Raw genomic sequence first — 19669 nt, forward strand, 5'->3', positions numbered from 1 at the left:
CCACCATGATCGCTCGACTTGCCAGGCACATGGGCGAACGAGTGCTCAAGATACGCACAGGTGCCTGGCAAGTCCGGTGATCTTGCGGCGGGTCAGGTCGCGATGTAGGTGGTCGCGGGGCCCAGGTCGGGCTCTTCCCGCACCTCGACGGAGCGGGCTGCGGGCTCGGCGTCGAGTTCCAGGACGATGATCTCGTTGTCGCCCTCGCGCAGCAGCGGCCACGGGACGTACAGGGTGACCTGCGGGCCTCGCTCCCAGTAGCGGCCCAGGTTGAAGCCGTTGACCCAGACGTAGCCCTTGTGCCAGCCGGGCAGCGCGAGGAAGCCGTCGCGTTTCTCGTCGACGCGCAGGACACCGCGGTGGAACACCGGCCCGGCCGCGCCGGTCTCCCGCCCCCACGGCAGCACCGAGACATCGTCGAGCGGCACCGGGTCGATCTCGTACCCGTGCACGAGCTGCTGGCCGTGGAAGACCCCGCCGACGATGCCCTTGCGCTCGCCCACCAGCGGGCCGTAATTGACCCGCCCCATCGCCTCCACGACGAGCGTCACGTCCACCGAGCTGTCGGCGATCTCCAGCGGCAGCGCGAGGGGGCCGTTGCGGTCGAGCACGGCGGCGGGCGAGCCGTCGACCAGCACCAGCGCCCGATCGTGCAGGCCCTTCACCCGCAGTTGATGACCGGTCCGCGGCCCGGGGACGCGGGCCCGGTAGACGGCGAGCCCGTACGCCTGGCCGAGTTCCTCCAGCGTCCTCGGGACGGCGCTGTGCACGGTGCCCGTGGACAGCACGTCCAGGCAGTCCAGCAGCGACAGGCGCTCGGTCAGCTCGACCCGGCCCGCGGGCAGGGTCTTGGGCTGCTCGGACGGCGGGTCGGGCAACTCCGCCCCGCGCCCGAGAACCTCCCGGAACGCCCAGTACTTCGGCGTCAGCGCCCCGTGCTCGCTCAGCGGGGCGTCGTAGTCGTAGGACGTCACGTCGGGCAGGTACACGTCGTCGAGGTGTTCGCCGACCGCGTTGGCCCCGGCCAGGAAGCCGAAGTTGGTGCCGCCGTGGGCCATGTAGAGGTTGACCGACGCGCCCGCGTCCACCATCTCGGCCAGCGTGGCCGCCGCCTCCGCCGCGGGCCGCACGTGGTGGTCCTTGCCGTGGTGGTCGAACCAGCCGTTCCAGTACTCCATGCAGAACGACGGCCAGCGGCGCAGCGCGGCCATCTCGGCGAAGCGCTCCGCCGGGCGGCTGCCGAAGTTGGCGGTGGCGTAGACGTCGTCGAGCGTGCCGCCGGTGACCATCAGGTCGGTCGGGCCGTCGGAGGTGAACAGTGGCACCTCGACGCCCCGGGCGCGCAGTCCGTCGGCGAGGTGGCGCAGGTAGCGCAGGTCCGAGCCGTACGAGCCGTACTCGTTCTCGACCTGGACCATCAGCACGTTGCCGCCCCGGGTCACCTGGTGCTCGACCAGGTGCGGGACGAGCCGGTCGAAGAACCGGTCGACCGGCTCCAGGAACCGCGGGTCGTGGCAGCGCAGCGGGATCTCCTCGGCGGCCCGCAGCCAGGCGGGCAGTCCCCCGTTGTCCCACTCCGCGCAGATGTACGGCCCCGGCCGCACGATGGCGTACAGGCCCGCCGCCGCGGCCTCGGCCAGGAAGCGCCCCAGGTCGATCCGGCCGCCGAAGTCGAACTCACCCGGCCGGGGCTCGTGCAGGTTCCACGGCACGTAGGTCTCGATCGTGTTCAGACCCATCGCGCGCAGCTTGCGCAGCCGGTCGCCCCACTGCTCGGGCAGCACCCGGAAGTAATGGATCGCCCCGGAGAGCACCTGGAACGGCTTTCCGTCGAGCTCGACCGCGTCCGGCGTGACACTGAAGACTGGCATGGCCGGGGAGTCTAGACCAATGGAAAGCGTTTTCACCAGTCTCTGTCAGGGAGGGACTGGTGTTCTGCCAGATCCCTCAGTAATCGGTTTCCGCAGCGATCCCGTCAAGCAGACGGATCGCCTCGTCGGCGGCGGCCGCGTCGACCAGGATCTGGTAGCGGTCGGCCTGCATCGCCGACACCGAGGAGAAGTCGCGGCGGCCGCCGGTGAGCGCGTGCCCGGCCAGGCCGAACAGGCCGCCCGCGACCGCGCCGAACCCCGCGCCGTACAGCACGAGCAGCAGCAGCGAGATCAGCGGCGTGACCCAGTTGAAGAAGCCGAAGAGCCAGGCGAACAGCATGCCCAGCAGGGCTCCGCTCACCGCGCCGTTCGCCGCCGCGCGCCACATCGTCATCCGGCCGGTGACCTGCTCGACCAGGCTGAGTCCGCGACCGGCGATCGCGGTGCGCTCGACCGGGAACCCGTTGTCCGACAGGTGATCGACGGCCCGCTCCGCCTCGGCGTAGGTGTCGTAGGTCGCGACGACGACCTGCCCCACGGCGCGGCTGTCCGCGGCCCATTCGGTCTGTGTCATGGGAGCCTTCCTCTGCACGGCTGACGTTGCCAGGCGGGTACCCGTCGCGCGGCCTCGCCAACCGTCACCGTCCGCCCTGGACGTTTCGCCCTCAGCGGACGGCGGGCCGGGTGCCGGGGGCGAAGCGGAACTGCATCGCCTCCATCAGCGAGCGGCGGCGCGTGTTGTGGAAGGCGGCGACGCGCCAGCCGTCGGGTTCGCGTACCAGCGTGTAGGTCTGGATCTTCGACGGCGCGGGGCGGCGGTCCCCCTTGTAGGTGTCGCCGCGGCCGACCACCACGGCGGTGTCGGGGCCGAGGAACGTGGTGGAGATCGTCTCCCCGGCCAGCCGGGTGCCCCTGGTGAACGCGCGGAACAGGGCACGGTGGCTCTCGGTGATGTCTTCCCGCCCCCGGTACACGGTGCCGACGAAGGTCACGTAGCTGGCGTCGGCGGTGAAGGCACGGCCGTACGCGTCGGCGTCGGCGTTCTCCCAGGCGTGCGCGATCGAGGCCAGCAACTGCTCGATCGCCGCCAGATCGGCGGTGCGGTCGGGATGGTTCACGTGTTCCTCCCTGGTCGGCCGGGCCTAGCATGGGCTCCGGATACACAGAAGTTGCATGTATGCAATATCTGCACTCATGCAGAGATTACCGCAGAGGGAGCCGCCACGCCATGTCCGCCGCCACGCCGCCCGCCGGGATGCCGCCGGGAGCGCACGAGACGTTCCGGCGCTACCTCGACGCGATGACCGCGCACGCCCAGGCCGCGGCCGACGCCGCGGGCATGCACCCGACCGACTGGGCCGCGCTGAGCACGCTCAACCTCGCCGGCCGGCTGACCTCGGGCGAGCTGGCCGAGCGCACCGGCCTCACCACGGGCGCGACCACCCGGCTCATCGACCGGCTGGAGCGGGCCGGGCACGTGCGCCGCGTCGCCGACCCCGCCGACCGCCGCCGGGTGCTGGTCGAACCCGTGCCGAAACTGGACGTCGACACCATCGTGGGCCCGGCCCGGCAGCGGCTCGGCGAGGTCTTCCAGGGATACCGGCCCGAGGAGCTGGGCGTGCTGTTCAACTACTTCGGGCGTGCCGCAGACGCGCTGCTGGCGGCCACCCGCGAGGTCCGCGCCGGCACCGCGGGCCGCCCCCGGCCGGTCGACCCGCCCGCCACGCCGAAGCGCTGAGGCACCCGCCGCACGAAGCCGGGACGCGGCAGGACCGTGCCGCTCACCCGGTCGCCGGGCCGCGGTCCGCGAACTCGTACGTGGTGGTGAGGTTCTCGGGCAGGTCGGGGACCAGGGCATTGGTGCCGTCGACGACCTGGACGTAGCGCCGGCCCTGGAACAGCGACCAGGTCCCGTCGGCGACCTGCTCGATCTTGAAAAGCTGCGCCTGCGCGGCGGGGTCGCACGCCCGGCCGCGCACACTGCCCGGCGCGGCGTCGTGCACGACGGTCATGCAGAGGCGGCCACCGGCCTGCGGCACGGCCAGCTCGATCCGGTACCGGTCCCCCTCGGGGCGCAGGACCCAGCGGGCTCTGTCATCGACGCCCTGCTCGGTGGTGGCGCGCACTCGGTCGTCGTCAGGGCCGATCGCCAGCACGGCATCGCGCATGCCGGGCACCACGATCATGACCTGCCGTCGACCGGCGAGGATCTCCTGCGGTCCTGCCGAAGCGGCCACGGACGGGACAGCCGACGTCGGCGCGCCGACCACCGGCGGCTCCGCACCGTCGCGCGCCTGAAACAGGGCCGTGGCGGCGGCCACGGCAAGCACCACCAAGCCCGTGCCGGTAACGGCCGCACGCCGGCTGCGACGGCGGTCGGCGCGCTCGCGCAGCATCGACGCGGCGGGGAGCTTCGCTGCCCGCTGGGCGCCGTCGGCGATCCGGATCAGGTCGTCGTGCAGTTCAGCCATGGGAGGCCTCCTCCTGGTGCGCCTCGTCCAGCAGCCCGGCCATGGCCCTGCGGCCACGGGCCAGGTACGTCTTGACGGTCCCGACCGGCTTGCCCATCTCAGCGGCCACGTCGGCGACGCTGAGATCGTTCAGGTGGTGCAGCACCACGGCCCGGCGCTCGTTGACGCCCAGCCTTTGCAACGCCTGCAGCAGGGCGACGTGATCCTCGGTGAGGCCGGGCACGCTGTGGTCCACGGCAGCCCGGCGGTGGGCGCGTACCCGGTTGAAGGCCTTACGCCAGCTGCTCACCGCGATCCGGGTGGCGACCCGGCGCACCCACGCCTCCGGGCTGTCCGCGTCCCTGACCTCGGGCCAGTGCTGCCAGGCCCGGGTGAACGCCTCGGCGACGGCGTCCTCCGCCTCGGTGCGGTTGCCGGTGAGCGTGTACACGTGACCCACGACGCGTCCCGCACAGGCGGCGTAGAAGGCGTCGAAGTCCTCGGCGTCACTCGTCCGGCCCGTGCCCCCGAAGCTTCGTTTCGCGGTCACCCGGCGAATGGAACCCCGGCCGGGTCGCCGGCCGACCGTCCCGGGGCAGCTTTGTGAGCACCGTCACGCCCGACTGATCAACCGACGGCCGCGGCCGGACGTCATCGTGCGGTCCCGGGAGACACCCGGCGGCGGAGAGGACGATGTGCGACGACGGCAACGACACGCACTGACAGCCGGGGCGCTCGCGACCGCGCTGGTCGCGGCGGCACTGACGGCTCAACCCGCGAGCGCGGTGACCGCGGTGGGCACGACGGCCCCGCCCGCGGCGACGGCGCAGCGGCCGACGGCCGGGAGCACCACCCCCGCCGTCTTCACGCTCATCACCGGGGACCGGGTCACCCTGTACGCGGACCGCGCCGTGGGCATCGAACGCGGACCGGGGCGCGCCGGCATGCGGTTCGTGAGCAGCCACGAGGACGGCCACCGGTACGTCGTGCCGGCCGACGCGATGCCGCTGCTGCGCGACGGGCGGCTCGACCGGCGGCTGTTCGACCTGACCGCGCTCAGCGGGTTCGGCTACGACGACCGGGTCGCCGAGCTGCCGCTGCTGGTCGCCTACCCGCAGGACGCGTCCGTGCGGGCGCGCGCGGCCGTGGTCGGCGGTGACGCGCGGGTGTGGGCGGACCTGCCCGCCGCCGACGTGCTCGCCGTGCGGGCGAACCGCGACGACCGGGCGGACCTCTGGTCGTCGCTGACCCGCGGCACCGCGTCGCAGCGCACGCTCACGGCCGGGATCACCGGCATCTGGCTGGACGGTAAGCGCCGGATTTCGCTCGACCGCAGCGTGCGCCAGATCGGCGCGCCGGCGGCCTGGCAGGCCGGCTTCGACGGTACGGGTGTCACGGTCGGTGTGCTCGACACCGGCATCGACGCCGCCCACCCCGACTTCGCCGGGCAGCTCGCCGCGGTCCGGGACTTCACCGGCGGGAACGACCCGTCCGACAGCGTCGGCCACGGCACCCACGTCGCCTCGACCATCGCGGGCACCGGGGCCGCCTCCGGCGGCGTGTACCGCGGCGTCGCGCCCGGCGCGAAACTGGTCGTCGGCAAGGTCTGCGCCACCGACCTGTGCCAGGACTCCGACGTCATCGCGGGCATGGAGTGGGCCGCGGCGCAGGCGAAGGTGGTCAACCTGAGCCTCGGCGACACCGACCGGCCCGGCCTCGACCCGCTGGAGACCGCGGTCCAGGACCTGAGCCGGCGGTACGGCACCCTGTTCGTCGTCGCCGCGGGCAACGAGGGCAAGCCGAAGTCGATCTCGTCACCGTCCACGGTGGACGAGGCGCTGTCCGTCGGCGCGGTCGACGCCGACGACCAGCGGGCGTACTTCTCCAGCCGCGGCCCCCGCCTCGGCGACAACCACATCAAGCCCGACCTCAGCGCGCCCGGCGTCGACATCGTCGCGGCCGCCCCCGGCGGCGGCTACCAGCCCATGGCGGGCACCTCGATGGCGACCCCGCACGTCGCGGGCTCGGCCGCGATCCTCGCCGGGCAGCACCCGGACTGGACCGGACCGCAGCTCAAGGCCGCGCTGATGAATGCCACGAAGCCCGGCGGCGAAGACAGCCTGTACGAGGTGGGCGCGGGCCGCCTCGACATCGGCCGTGCCGTCGCGCAGCCGGTCGCCGCCGAGGTCGGCTCCATCGACTTCCCGGTCCAGCGCTGGCCGCACGCCGACGACACGCCGTTCGATCAGATCATCTGGTATCGCAACACGAGCCCCGCGCCGGTCACGCTGTCGCTGTCGGTCGCCCCGGCACCGGCGGGCATGCTCACCGTCAACCCGGCCACCCTGGTCGTGCCCGCAGGCGGCCGCGCTTCGGCGACGGTCACCGTGGACACCCGCGTCGACGCGCCCGACGGCGTCTACCAGGGCACCGTCACCGCGACCGGGGCCGGGGACCTGCGGGTACGCGTCCCGTTCGCGCTCAACCGGGAGATCGAGAGCTACGACGTCCGGCTGCCCCACACCGGGCGGGACGGCAAGCCGGCCACGGACTACGAGACCGTGGCGGCGAACCTGGCCACCGGCGAGTTCACCACCCTGTCCTCGGTGGCGGGCGGCGGCACCATGCGGCTGCCCAAGGGCCGGTACGCGCTGTACAGCACCATCCACGACGGCAGCGTGTCCACGCTGCTCGTGCAGCCGCTGCTGGACGTGCGCGGGCCGGTCACCGAGGCGCTCGACGCGCGTACCGCCAAGCCGGTCGCCCTGACCGTGCCGCAGCGCGACGCCGCCCCGACGGCGATCAACATCAGTGCGAACTGGGACGACGGCCTGCGCTACCCGGGCGTGCAGCTCAACGGCACGTCGTTCCGGGACGTGTTCTTCGGCCGGATCGGGCCCGCCGTCGCGGCACCCGAGTTCGCCGTGACCCTCGGTATCGGGCTCGCCCGTCCCGGCAAGGACGGGACCTTCCGCAACAGCCCGTACACGTACGACCTCGCGTACGTGCGCAAGGGTGACATGTTCACCGGTCTGGCCAGGAAGCTGTCCCCGGCGAACCTGGCCACCGTCAAGGCGGTCTACCGCAGCCAGTCGGCGACCGCCGCCGCGGTGCGCTTCCACCGCGCGGCCGCCATCGGCGGACCCGGGCCGATCGGCTCCAACACCGCGATCGACCTGCCGTTCCGCGCCACCGAGTACTACAACACCGACGGCGGGCTGATCTGGACGACGACGTTCGTCGAGGGCGCGAACTCCACCACGCAGGAGTCGATCTACCAGGCGGGCAGGACGTACGCCCAGACCTGGAACGCGGCGGCGTTCGGGCCGACGGTGCTCGGGGCCCCGGAGTGGTCGCCGACGGGGTACGCGGGCCGGGACGGTGACGTGATCACGGTCCAGCCGGCCATGTTCGCCGACGCGGACGGCCGGCCGGTCGGGCGCGACGACCTGCAGGTGAAGACGCGACTGTCGCGCAACGGCAAGGAGATCGGCACGGCCGAGGGCTCGTACGCGGAGTTCACGGTGCCCGCCGCGAAGGCCGCGTACCGGCTGGAGGCGACCGTCACCCGTGGCGCGCCGGACACCCTGTCCACCTCGGTCACGGTCGTCTGGACCTTCACCTCGGCGCACACCTCCGCGCCGGAGCGGTTCCCGCTGACCACGGCCCGGCTCGTGCCGGTGCTCGACGACACCAACACCGCACGGGCGGGCCGCATTGTGGCCGTTCCGGTGGTGCTGGACCGGCACCTGGCCACGGCGTCCGCGTCCTGCCGCGAGCTCGGCGTCGAGGCGTCGTTCGACGACGGCCGGACGTGGGTCGAGCAGCGTGTGCTCTGGGGAACGGCCTTCGTCAGCCACCCGAAGCGGCCCGGCTTCGTGTCGCTGCGCGTGAAGGCCACCGACCAGGCGGGCAACACGGTCACGCAGACGATCGTGCGCGCGTACCGCACCGCATAGCTGGACAACGGACAGGGCCTGGCGGATGGCCGCCAGGCCCTGTCCGTGTCCGAAGGCCGCAGTTCAGGCGACTATCGGCTTCCGGCGATTTAGTATCCAGAAGTCCTAGCAGGAAGAAGGACCATGAACAGCCCCAGGCGCAAAACAGCTTGAGATCGACATGCGATGCAAAATCAGATGGCCAAGCCTGAAGAGGCGCAGCCAGACGGGCCATGAGGTTTGGCAGGCCCTACGGATTAGGTCAGAACTGCGACGTCCAGAGGGAGTCGAGCGGCAACACCGTGGTGCCGTCCTCATGGGTATACGCCAACTGACCGCTGTAGAGAACGACGGCCGCCATGAGGCGAGCACCGAGCCGGGCACGCAGCGCCCGGATTCCAGCGAGATCGGCGCCGTCGACCCTGGTTCCAGCCTTGACCTCGAACGCTATGACATTTCCGTCATCGCGTTCCAGTACGAGGTCGACCTCCTCGGCTGCGGCGGTCCGAAAATGTCCGACCGCTACCGGCGCATCCCACCAACTGACCTGTTTGAGGATCTCACCAACGGCGAAGGTTTCCACGAGGTGCCCGTACTCGGTCAGCACCGACGGATCGTTCTGTGCGATCTTCTCGGGCGTCAGGCCTAGCAGCCATGCCATCACGCCCGCGTCGACGAGGTGGACCTTGGGCTGACGCGCTATGCGGGAGCCCAAGGTGGTGCCCCACGCCGGCAGTCGCTGGATGAGAAAGACAGCTTCCAGCAGACGGACGTAGTTCTCCGCGCTACTTTTTTCCATGCCAACGGCTTCTGCAGCAGCAGCGATATTGAGCACTTGACCGGATCGAGACGCAAGCACGTTCATCAGCCTGGGAAGCATTTCTCGCTGCCGCACCCGGGCCAGTTCGATCACGTCACGCGCGATCACGAGTTCGAGATAATTGGCTAACCAGCGTGAGCGCGACCGACCTGGCGGCCGGCGCAGCGCCACCGGCATCCCGCCCGACGTGATCCGCCGGGCGTACTCGTCACGAGTGGTGACTGACGGCTCGGTGAAGACCGGTACACCGACGCCTTCAAGCAACCGATGTATCAGCAGATCACCCGGCGTTCCGTCGATCTCGACCTGCGCGAGCGGCAACACGTCCAGGACGTCGACACGGCCGGTCAACGCCTGACCAGCCTGCGGGAGGGTCGAGTACCTGGTCGATCCAGCCAACAGATAGCGGCCTGGACTCAGGTCGCGATTCAGTTCTGCTTTGATCGCGTCGAGCAACTCAGGCACATGCTGATACTCGTCTATCAAAACGGGACCCGGACCGGCCACGAATCGACCTGGGTCATTGCGCACGGCTGCTCGCGTCGCCGGATCATCGCAGTCGATGACCGGCCTGCCCACGTCGTCGGCGAGCGAGTGCAACAGGGTGCTCTTACCCACTGTCCGGGGACCGTTCAAAACGATCGCCGGCTCCTCGCCAAGTCGACGGGACAACACGGAGGCAAGCCGACGATGAGCCAGGCCGGTGAGCGATCCATCCACGTCGCCAGCCTAAGTTACTTCCGCTTCTGCACCCAATATTTTCCGCGTTTACAGATCCGGTCTTCCGCGATTCAGCGATCCCGCGTCCGCCCCGCCGGTAGCTGGCACTGGATCAGATGACGCCCTTGAGGAGCTGGCGGGCCATGACGATGCGCTGGACCTGGTTGGTGCCCTCGTAGATCTGGGTGATTTTGGCGTCGCGCATCATGCGCTCCAGCGGGAAGTCCTTGGTGTAGCCGTAGCCGCCGAGCAGCTGGACCGCGTCGGTCGTGATCGCCATGGCCACGTCGGAGGCGAAGCACTTGGCGGCCGCGCCGAAGTAGGTCAGGTCGGCGTCGCCGCGCTCGGAGCGGGCGGCGGCGGAGTAGGTCAGTTCGCGGGCGGCGGTGAGCTTCATGCCCATGTCGGCGAGCATGAACTGCACGCCCTGGAAGTCCGCGATCGGCTTGCCGAACTGGCGGCGCTCCTTGACGTAGTCCAGGGCCGCGTCAAGCGCACCCTGGGCGATGCCCAGCGCCTGGGCGGCGATGGTGACGCGGGTGTGGTCCAGGGTGCGCATGGCGGTGGCGAAGCCGGTGCCGGGTTCGCCGATCATCCGGTCGGCCGGGATGCGCACGTTGTCGAGGTACACCTCGCGGGTGGGCGAGCCCTTGATGCCGAGCTTCTTCTCCGGTGCGCCGAAGCTCACGCCGGGGTCGGACTTCTCGACGACGAACGCGGAGATGCCCTTGGCGCCGATGCCGGGCTCGGTGACGGCGAAGACGGTGTAGTACTCGCTGACGCCGGCGTTGGTGATCCAGCGCTTCACGCCGTTGAGAATATAGTGATCTTCGTCACGAACTGCCCGGGTTGTCATGGCGGCCGCGTCGCTGCCCGCTTCGGGCTCGGAGAGGCAGTACGAGAACATGCCCTCGCCGGAGGCGACCTTGGGCAGGTAACGCTGCTTGAGCTCGGCGGACCCGGCCAGCAGCAGGGGCATGGTGCCCAGTTTGTTCACGGCCGGGATGAGCGAGGACGAGGCGCACGCGCGGGCGACCTCCTCGATGACGATCGCGGTGGCGAGCGCGTCAGCGCCCGCGCCGCCGTACTCCTCGGGGATGTGCGGGGCGTGGAAGTCCGAGGCGCGCAGCGCATCGAAGCTGGCCTGCGGGAACTCGCTCGTTTCGTCCGCCTCGGCGGCGTTAGGGGCGACCTTGGCGTCGCACACCTCACGCACGGCTTCGCGGATCGCCACGTGCTCCTCGGAGAGCTGGTACAGCGTGAACACCCGAGACCTCCTCAGAACCGGCTAGCAGATGGGGCGTACCGGTCGGTAGCTTAACGCTCGATCAGCCAAGGTCGTCCATCGGCTGCCGGTAAACTTTCTTTGGGGTGGTCGAGGGCGTAGGCTCTTCAACTGCTCAAACCTGATACCCCCACCCCCCTTGCGGATCAAGGAGACGAAGCGTGACGCTCCCGTACGCGAGCCAGCCTGCCCCGGTGACCCCGCCGTCAGGCGCCGCCCGGCCCCGACTGACCTTCATCGGCACCGGTTACCTGGGAGCCACCTACGCCATCTGCTACGCCGAACTCGGGTACGAGGTCATCGGCTTCGACGTGGACGTCGACAAGATCGAGAAGCTGGGCAAGGGCGAGGTGCCCTTCCACGAGCCCGGGCTCGACGAGATGCTGCGCCGCAACCTGGCCGCGGGCCGGCTGCGCTTCACCACGTCGTACCAGGAGACCGCCGACTTCGGTGACGTCCACTTCATCTGTGTGGGCACCCCGCAGCGCGCCAGCGGCCTGGGCGCCGACCTGACCTACGTCGAGGCGTCGGTCAGCAACCTGGCCCAGCACCTGAGCCGCAAGGCCCTGATCGTCGGCAAGTCCACCGTGCCGGTCGGCACCGCGGAGTGGGTCGAGCAGCTGGTCGCCAAGCACGCCCGCCCGGAGCTGGCGGTCGAGGTCGCCTGGAGCCCCGAGTTCCTGCAGGAGGGCTTCGCCGTCGACGACGTCATGCGGCCCAACCGCATCGTGGTGGCGACGAAGACCGAGTGGTCGAACTCGCTGCTGCACGCCGCCCACAAGGGCGTCTTCGACCTGGCCGCCACCGAGGACCGCGAGGTGCCGGTGGTTTCCACCGACTTCGCCACCGCCGAGCTGGTCAAGGTCGCCGCGAACTCGTTCCTGGCCACCAAGATCTCCTTCATCAACGCGATGGCCGAGGTCTGCGAGGTCGCCGGTGGCGACATCACGCAGCTGGCCCGCGCGCTCGGCTACGACCCGCGCATCGGCAACCGCTTCCTGCAGTCGGGCGTCGGCTTCGGCGGCGGCTGCCTGCCCAAGGACATCCGCGCGTTCCAGGCCCGCGCCCAGGAGCTGGGCGCCGGTGAGGCGCTGCGCTTCCTGCACGAGGTCGACCTGATCAACCTGCGCCGCCGCCAGCGGGTGCTGAACCTGGCCGCCGGCCTGCTCGGCCGCAAGTTCGGCCCGGCCGGCCCGGACCTGTCCGGCGCGCGCATCGCCGTGCTCGGCGCGACCTTCAAGCCCAACTCCGACGACGTACGCGACGCGCCCGCGCTCGCCGTGGCGGGCATGCTGTCCCGCGCCGGCGCCTCGGTGCACGTGTACGACCCGCAGGGCATGGAGAACGCGAAGCGGGCGCTGCCCGAGGTCGAGTACGCCAAGTCGATGGTCGAAGCCGTCACCGATGCCGACCTGGTCTGCGTGCTCACCGAGTGGGCCGAGTTCCGCAACGCCGACCCCGTGGCGCTGGGCGAGGTTGCCGCGAACAAGCTGATCGTCGACGGCCGCAACTGCCTCGACGCGACCGCCTGGAAGTCCGCGGGCTGGACGCTGCGCGCACTGGGCCGCCCGACGGTCTGACGTACTGACGAGAGGGGCCCGTCCGCACCGCGCGGCCGGGCCCTTTCGTTTACGTGGGGTGCGGCGTGTCCCCGCGATCCACTTGCTGACTGAAATGGGGCTTTTCAAAGGTCACTCCTATTAGGCATGCTGCTGCTGAGTGGATCCATACGCCGCGTCGTCAAGGTGACGTGCTTGGAGTCGGAGGTAGCCATGGCTGCGGCCACCAGCACGTGCTCGATGTGTGGCCGGGAACGGGATCCGTCGGTGCGCTGCCCGCACTGCGGCAACACCCCGGAGCAGCTCGCGGCCGAGGTGGCCCGGCTCAACAAGGCCATCGCCGACATGAACGCCGAGGACCTGCGCCTGTCCGGCGAGCGCAAGAAGCTGAGTGGCAAGCTGCAGGCGGCGCTGTACCAGCGCGACATCCTCGCCCACGCCGAGGCGCAGCGGCAGAAGAAGGCCGCCCCCAAGCAGCGCCGCTGGATCCCCCGGCCGCCCGGCGCGAAGGACCCCGCCGTGCCGCCCGCGGAGTCGGCGGATCCGGCGGCGACCAGCCCCGCGGCAGGGGACGACGCCACGGCGCCCCGCCAGGCCCCTACCGCCCCTCGTGGTGTCGGCACGGGTCGGCCCGGTGACGCGGCCCGGCCGCCAGGCTCGGGTCGGCCCACCGACTCGGCGCGGGGCGGCGGCGGGCCACGGGTCGCGCCGCTGCCTGAGTCGATGGCCGAGCCGCCGCCGGAGGCGTCCGCGCGTTCGGTGCAGAACATCATGCTCGCGCTGGGCTCGCTGCTGCTCGGCATCGCCGCGGTGGTGTTCGGCGCGGTCGCGCTCAGCAACGTCGCCCCCGGCATCCGGCTCACCGTGCTGGCGGTGGCCACCGTCGCGCTGCTCGGCATCGCGCCGAGCCTGGTCCGGGGCGGCCTGTCCGCGACCGCGGAGGCGCTGGCCGCAGTCGGCCTGGCGCTGCTGCCCGTCGACGGCTATCTGCTGGCGCAGTTGAGCCTGATCGACACGTCGCTGGCCGTCGTGGCCGGGCTGGTCTTCGCCGCGACGGCCGGGATCTCGTACTTCTACCACCGGGCCACCGGGCTGACCATCCCGCGCTATGCCGTCGTGATCGCCATCCAGCCGGTGCTGCCGCTGCTGGTGTACGACCTGATCCACGGGCCGGCCGGCTGGGCCGTGGTGCTGACCGTGGTCGCCGCGCAGAACGCCGTGATCGCCCGCGCGGTCGAGTTGGCCAACGTCCCTGCCCGGCCCGCGTCGGCGAAGACCGCCGGGCTTCCCGAGAGCGTCGCGACATTCATGCGGCGGCCCGATACGGCCGCCACGGCGACCCGGCGCTCCGCGTTCTGGCTGCGCGAGCTGGCCTGGGTGCTGCACGGGCTGGCCATCGCCGCCGCCACCGTGTACGCCGTGGCCGCCCTGCTCACCGCCGACACGGTGCCGTCGGTGCTGCGCGCCTCCGGCACGCTGCTGCTGGCGGTCGGTGTGGCGCTGGTCGGCGCGTTGATGCTGCGCCGGGCACCGCTGAACGAACTCGCCGCCGGGGCCATGGTGCTGGCCGTCATCGGCTCGGCCGCGCGGGTCGCCGTGGTCGCCCTGCCCGACCGGGCATTGCTGGTCATCGCCGCCGCTGTCGCGATCACCGGCCTGGGCGTACGGGCCATCCCGGAGCCGACCCGGCGCGGCCCGCAACTCGCCTCCACCCTCGCCCTGGTCGTGATGGGCCTGTTCACCGCGGGCAGCGCGCTGCGGGCCGCGCTCGCGCCGGTCGCCGCGGCCTGGCCGTTCGGCAGCGCCGACGTGACCGGGTTCACCGCCGAGATCGCACAGCGGGCCGGTCACCCGGGTTGGCCGCTGGTCGCCACGATCGCGCTGCTCACCATCGCGGCGGCGCTGGCGCTGCCGGCCGCCTGGCGGCACGAGACCGTCGTGGCGGGCGCGGCGCTCACCGCGCTGGCCGCACCCGCCTCGCTGGGCCTGGGCTGGGTCGCCACCCAGTGGCTGCTGGCCGCCGCGGCGATCGCGCTGCTGGCCGCCGGGATCGGCGTCGCGGGCATCGGCGCCGCCGAGGGCGCGCCCTGGGCCGCGACCACCCCACGCGCGGCCCGCACGCATCTGATCGCCTCGTTCCTGGTCGGCGCGACCGCGGTCGGGGTCGCGCTGGCGCACACCTGGTCCACCGCGGGGCTGATGGTGGCGTTCACGCTGGCAGGGGTGCTGCTCGCGGCGGCGCAGCGGGCGCTGCCCGTGCCCCCCGCCACCGGGCTGCTCGGCGACGCCGCGGCCGGTGCGGCCGCGTTCGCCGCGCCGCTGGCCGTCGGCACCAGTGTGCTCACCCTGTACCCCGCGGCCGGGGAGCAGGTCGCGCTCGCCTCCGCGTTCCTCGCCTGTGCGGCCACCCTGGGCGTGGTCGCGGCGCGTCTGGTCGCGCATCGCCGCCTGGGCACCCCGCTCGCGCTGGGTGCGGGGCTGGGCGCGCTGGTCGTGGCCGGGGCGTCGTTCGGCACCGCGGGCGCGGGCGTGCTCGACGCCGGGCTGGGCGCGCTGCTGCTGGTCGCGGCGATCCTGCTGGCGCTGGCCCCGTACATCGACTCCGGCCGCCGGGCCGACCGGGCCCTGGACGGCGCGGACTTCGCCGCCGCGGCGGTCACCACCGCGCTGATCGCCGCCCTGGCCCGGGTGGCGCACCTGATCGCCCCGGCGTACTGGCTGGTGCTGTCGGCGCTGCTGGTGTTCGCGGTCGGGGTCGCCGTCCGCCTGCTCCCGGAGGAGCTGCGCCGCGGACCCGTCGCGGGCAGCGCCATGGCCGGCGGCATCCTCGTGCTCATCGCGGGCTACCCAGCGCTGGCGGGCGGGATCAAGGCGCTCGCCCGGCCCGGCGACCTGTGGGCGGCCAACCTGGCCCCGGTCGGCGGCGGGGTGGAGTTCGGCTGGCAGGCGCCCGCCGCCCTGGTGGTGCTCGCGATCGCCGCGGCCGTCGTGCTGCCGCCGCCGCGCAGCCACCAGGCCGCCGCGATCGCCGCGATCCTGGCCACCGTCGGCACCCCCGCCGCCCTGGGCTGGCCCTGGTGGTCCCCGATCGTGCTGGGCCTGACCATCGCCACCGGGTACGCCCTCGCGGCGGCCGTGGCGCAGGACGCGCGCGCCGGATACACCCGTCTGGCCGTGGCCACCGCGGTGGCACTGCACGCGCTCGGGGCCAGTCTGGTGCGCCCGTGGACCACCGCCGCGGCGCTCGGCATGATCGCCCTCGTCGGCGCGGCGCTCGTGCTGATGGCCGCGCTGATGACCGACCAGGCCCGGCAGGCCGGCGACCAGCCGCCCGGACACCTGGACGTGCTCGGCGGCGCGGGCGTGCTCGCCGTGCTGCTGGCCGGTCCCGCGGCGCTGGCCGCGTTCGCCGCGAGCGCCGGCAAGGAACCCGAGGTGCTGCTGACCGCGGCACTGGGCGGGGTCAGCATCGGGCTCGCGGCGCTGGCCGCGGCCCGCCGGCCCGCCGCGCCCTACCTGGGCTGGGGCACGGTCGGCGTGGCGATCTCCGGCACGCTCATCGCCCTGCTCGCACTGGCCAACGGACATCCCGCCGGGGTGTACGCCGCCGCGGCGGCCCTGCTCGTGGTGCTCGCCGAACTGCTCCGCACCACCACCCGCGACCAGCTCGGCCTCACCCCCGAACGGGTGGCCGTGCCGATGCCGCGCCGCGTGCCGAAGGAGGGGCCGCAGCGCTGGCGCGTCGGGTTCGACACCCGCCAGGAGCTGATCGAGCGCAGCCGGCGCTTCCCGTCGTACCCGGGCGCGATGGCAGCCGCCGCGGCCGCCGCACCGGCCTTCATCGCCCTCATCTCGCTCGCGCCCGCGCTGCACGCCGCGCTGGTCCGCCCGTACGACAGCCTGAACGCGATCTGGCAGGGGCCACCCGCGACCGGCACGGTCACCACGGACGTCGCTGCGGTGCTGACCGCGGTGCTGCTCACCGTCGCCGCCGGTATCGCGGCCGTCGGCTTCGGCGGCGGGCCCACCCGGGCCGTGTCCGTCGTGGTCCCCGGCGCGGCGGTGACGCTGCTGATCGCCCCCACCGGCCTCGGCCTGGCCTGGCCCGCGAGCGTGCTGGCCGGGCTGGGCGTGTTCACGGTCTGCATGCTCAGCGTCGCGCTCACCGAGCCGCCGTCCGGTGACGACGTCGACCGGCCCGTCCGGGCCGCGCGGGTCGCGGTGCTGCTGCTGGGCCTCATCGCGGGCGGCGCGGGCCTGGCCGGGGCGCTGGCCACCCCGGGGCTGACCATCTTCACCTTCGGCGGCGCGGTCGCCGTCGGAGCCGTCGCGGCGCTGGGCGGCAAGAGCCAGCGCGCCCGCATCCTGGGCTGGCTCGGCGCGGCACTGGCCGCGCAGCTGTTCGTGCTGACCGTCAGCCTGCGGGTCGGCGCGAAGCCGGAATGGGCGGCGTTCGGCGTGCTGGGCGTCGGGGCGATCCTCATCGTCGGCGCGGCACTGCACCCGCGGTTCACCCGTCCGGAGGCGGTACGCGAGGCCAGCGCGGTCGAGTGGGCCGGCTACACCGCCGGAGTGATCGCCCTGGCCCTGGCCGTACGTGCCCCGTCGCAGGTCGCGGCGCTGCTCGTCGGCTGGGGTGCGGTGCTCGGCATCGCGGCGACCCGGGCGGGCCGGCCGCCGACCCAGCGCCGGATCCTGTGGTGGGCCGCCGCGGCCAGCGAGATCGCCGCATGGTGGCTCATCATGCGCAGCGCCGACATCGCGCTGCCGGAGGCGTACACGATGCCGTTCGCGGTGCTCGCGCTCGCGGTCGGGCTGCTGGAGCTACGGCAGCGCCCGCAGCTGGGCAGCTGGGCGGCGTACGGGCCGGCGCTGATCGCGGGCTTCGGGCCCACCGTCGTGGTCGTGCTGGTCACCGACACCAACCCGATCCGCGAGGTCGGGCTGCTCGTCGCCGCGATCCTGACCCTCGTGATCGGCTCCCGCTACGGCCAGCAGGCCCCAGTGGCGATCGGCGCGGCGGTCACCGTCATCGCCGCTCTGCACGCCCTCACCCTGGTCGGCACGACCTGGCTGGGCGTCCTGGTCGGCGGCATCGTCCTCATCGTCCTCGGCGCCAACTCCGAACGCCGCCGCCGCGCCACCGACCGCTACAAGCAACTCCGCTGACCGGTCTTTGATCATCGGACTTGCCGGGCACCTGTGCGTATCTTGACCGTTGATACGCACAGGTGCCTGGCAAGTCGAGCGATCTTGGTGCGGCGCGGGACCGCGTTCAGGGCTGCGGCGCGAAGGACCCGGCAGGGTCAGAGGGTCGCCTGGAGGGCCGCGTCCTTTTGGGCGACGAGTTCGGTGAGGCTGTGGGCGTAGTCGGTGAGCTTGGCGCGCAGGGTGGCGTCGTGGGCACCGAGGATGCGCGCGGCGAGCAGGCCCGCGTTGCGGCCACCCGCGATGGAGACCGTGGCGACGGGAATGCCCGCGGGCATCTGCACGATGGACATCAGCGAGTCCATGCCGTCGAGGTACTTCAGCGGCACCGGCACGCCGACCACCGGCAGCGGGGTCACGCTGGCGACCATGCCGGGCAGGTGCGCCGCGCCGCCCGCGCCCGCGATGATGACCTTGATGCCCCGGTCCGCGGCGGTCTGCCCATAATCGATCATGAGCTGCGGCGTACGGTGCGCCGACACGACCCGCACCTCGTAGGTCACGCCGAACTCGGCCAGCGCCTCGGCCGCCGGTTTCATCACGGGCCAGTCCGAGTCGGACCCCATGATGATCCCGACCTGCGGTGCGGGAGTCTGCTCAGTCATGCCGAAACCTTCCTTCGCCGGGTGGCGGCGGACGGACCGAGCGCGGCCCGTCGCTTGCTCATGCCTCGGGAGCCTTGCCGTACGTGAGCCAGTGGCCGGCGCGAGCGGCGCGGGCGCGGCAGTCGGCGAGGTCGTCGCCGAGCGCCGTGACGTGCCCGATCTTGCGGCCGGGACGGGTCTGCTTGCCGTACAGGTGGACCTTCACGCCCGGCTCGGCGGCCATCAGGTGGTGCAGCCGCTCGTCGATCGACAGGCCGCCGTCGGGCCCGCCCAGCACATTAGCCATGACGACCACGGGCGCGGCGAGCGAAGTGTCGCCCATCGGGTAGTCGAGGACCGCCCGCAGGTGCTGCTCGAACTGCGAGGTGCGGGCACCCTCGATGGTCCAGTGCCCGGAGTTGTGCGGCCGCATGGCCAGCTCGTTCACCACGAGCCCCGACGGAGTCTCGAACAGCTCCACCGCCAGCAGCCCGACCACGCCCAGCTCGTTGGCGAGGCGGATGGCCAGCTCCTGCGCCCCGACCGCCACGTCCTCGGGCAGGTCCGGGGCGGGGGCGAGCACCTCGACGCAGATACCGTCGCGCTGCACGGTCTCGACCACCGGGTACACCGCGACCTGCCCGTACGGCGAGCGGGCGACCTGCACGGCGAGTTCGCGGCGCAGTTCGACCTTCTCCTCGACGATCAGCTCGGCCCCGCTGGCCAGCAGGTCGATGATCTCCTCGACGTCGTTGACGACGAACACGCCGCGGCCGTCGTAGCCGCCGCGGGCGGTCTTCACGACCGCGGGCAGCCCGAACTCGACCAGTTCCGCGGCCGAGGCGATCGGGGCCCACCGGGGCACGGGCGCGCCCAGCTCCGACAGTTTGCGGCGCATCAGGTGCTTGTCCTGGGCGTACTGCAGCGCGTCGGCCCCCGGGAAGACCTTGTGACCGGCCGCCACCAGGGCGCGGATGTGCTCACCGGGAACGTGCTCGTGGTCGAAGGTGACCACGTCGCACGACTTCGCGAAGGTGCGCAGGGCGTCCAGGTCGGTGTGGCTGCCCAGCTGGACGTCGGTCGCGACCAGGGCCGCGGACTCGTCGACGTCGTTGGCCAGCACCCGCAGGGACTGGCCGAGGGCGATCGCCGCCTGGTGGGTCATACGGGCGAGCTGGCCGCCGCCGATCATGCCGACGACAGGGAGGCCGGTGCGAGTGTCCATCGGCAAGGA

At 72.3% G+C, this 19669-nt stretch carries 13 protein-coding genes; 4 read left to right on the plus strand and 9 right to left on the minus strand.

Annotated elements, in window-relative coordinates; all coding sequences use genetic code 11:
* Window positions 1-92: 92 nt before the first annotated feature.
* From AB0B35_RS03525 to AB0B35_RS03535, 3 genes are all read right to left on the minus strand, one after another.
* Window positions 93-1871 carry a beta-galactosidase family protein gene (locus tag AB0B35_RS03525; RefSeq protein ID WP_361040167.1) on the minus strand — a complete coding sequence of 593 codons (1779 nt, stop codon included), beginning with the start codon at window positions 1869-1871 and terminating at the stop codon, window positions 93-95.
* A 76-nt stretch (window positions 1872-1947) separates the two neighbouring features.
* Window positions 1948-2445 carry a general stress protein gene (locus tag AB0B35_RS03530; RefSeq protein WP_361040169.1) on the minus strand — a complete coding sequence of 166 codons (498 nt, stop codon included), beginning with the start codon at window positions 2443-2445 and terminating at the stop codon, window positions 1948-1950.
* A 91-nt stretch (window positions 2446-2536) separates the two neighbouring features.
* Window positions 2537-2989, minus strand: coding sequence for an SgcJ/EcaC family oxidoreductase (locus AB0B35_RS03535; protein ID WP_361040172.1), 453 nt, complete (start codon window positions 2987-2989; stop codon window positions 2537-2539).
* Between the two features lie 110 nt (window positions 2990-3099).
* Between AB0B35_RS03535 and AB0B35_RS03540 the strand changes: the two genes are divergently transcribed.
* Window positions 3100-3609: a MarR family transcriptional regulator gene (locus AB0B35_RS03540; protein ID WP_361040175.1), complete on the plus strand. Its 510-nt coding sequence runs from the start codon at window positions 3100-3102 to the stop codon at window positions 3607-3609.
* A 43-nt stretch (window positions 3610-3652) separates the two neighbouring features.
* Here the strand turns inward: AB0B35_RS03540 and AB0B35_RS03545 are convergent, their stop codons facing one another.
* Both AB0B35_RS03545 and AB0B35_RS03550 read right to left on the minus strand, forming a co-directional pair.
* Window positions 3653-4342: a hypothetical protein gene (locus AB0B35_RS03545; RefSeq protein WP_361040178.1), complete on the minus strand. Its 690-nt coding sequence runs from the start codon at window positions 4340-4342 to the stop codon at window positions 3653-3655.
* On the minus strand, window positions 4335-4871 hold the full coding sequence (locus AB0B35_RS03550; RefSeq protein ID WP_361040181.1) for a SigE family RNA polymerase sigma factor: 537 nt from the start codon (window positions 4869-4871) through the stop codon (window positions 4335-4337). Before AB0B35_RS03550 ends, AB0B35_RS03545 begins: the two co-directional genes overlap by 8 nt.
* A 145-nt stretch (window positions 4872-5016) precedes the next feature.
* Here AB0B35_RS03550 and AB0B35_RS03555 point away from each other — a divergent pair, with 145 nt between their 5' ends.
* A complete protein-coding gene (locus AB0B35_RS03555) occupies window positions 5017-8280 on the plus strand; it encodes a S8 family serine peptidase (RefSeq protein ID WP_361040183.1) in 3264 nt (1087 codons plus the stop codon).
* A gap of 241 nt (window positions 8281-8521) precedes the next feature.
* Here the strand turns inward: AB0B35_RS03555 and AB0B35_RS03560 are convergent, their stop codons facing one another.
* Both AB0B35_RS03560 and AB0B35_RS03565 read right to left on the minus strand, forming a co-directional pair.
* The gene (locus AB0B35_RS03560) at window positions 8522-9799 is read right to left on the minus strand and encodes an ATP-binding protein (RefSeq protein WP_361040186.1); all 1278 of its coding nucleotides are present in this window, start codon (window positions 9797-9799) and stop codon (window positions 8522-8524) included.
* A 112-nt stretch (window positions 9800-9911) separates the two neighbouring features.
* Window positions 9912-11081: an acyl-CoA dehydrogenase family protein gene (locus AB0B35_RS03565; RefSeq protein WP_361040286.1), complete on the minus strand. Its 1170-nt coding sequence runs from the start codon at window positions 11079-11081 to the stop codon at window positions 9912-9914.
* Window positions 11082-11245: 164 nt separating this feature from the next.
* Between AB0B35_RS03565 and AB0B35_RS03570 the strand changes: the two genes are divergently transcribed.
* Together AB0B35_RS03570 and AB0B35_RS03575 are read left to right on the plus strand one after the other, a co-directional pair.
* Window positions 11246-12664 (plus strand): UDP-glucose/GDP-mannose dehydrogenase family protein, encoded by a 1419-nt coding sequence (locus AB0B35_RS03570; protein WP_361040188.1) that lies wholly within the window; start codon window positions 11246-11248, stop codon window positions 12662-12664.
* Window positions 12665-12856: 192 nt separating this feature from the next.
* Entirely contained in the window at window positions 12857-17812 is a 4956-nt protein-coding gene (locus tag AB0B35_RS03575) for a permease (protein ID WP_361040289.1), read from the plus strand.
* Window positions 17813-17949: 137 nt separating this feature from the next.
* Here the strand turns inward: AB0B35_RS03575 and purE are convergent, their stop codons facing one another.
* Window positions 17950-18456, minus strand: a complete 507-nt coding sequence (purE, locus tag AB0B35_RS03580) for a 5-(carboxyamino)imidazole ribonucleotide mutase (protein WP_360522114.1) — start codon at window positions 18454-18456, stop codon at window positions 17950-17952.
* A gap of 58 nt (window positions 18457-18514) precedes the next feature.
* Window positions 18515-19660: a 5-(carboxyamino)imidazole ribonucleotide synthase gene (locus AB0B35_RS03585; protein ID WP_361040191.1), complete on the minus strand. Its 1146-nt coding sequence runs from the start codon at window positions 19658-19660 to the stop codon at window positions 18515-18517.
* Window positions 19661-19669: the final 9 nt, after the last annotated feature.

This window comes from Catellatospora sp. NPDC049133 (genome assembly GCF_040648455.1).
GTDB lineage: Bacteria > Actinomycetota > Actinomycetes > Mycobacteriales > Micromonosporaceae > Catellatospora > Catellatospora aurea.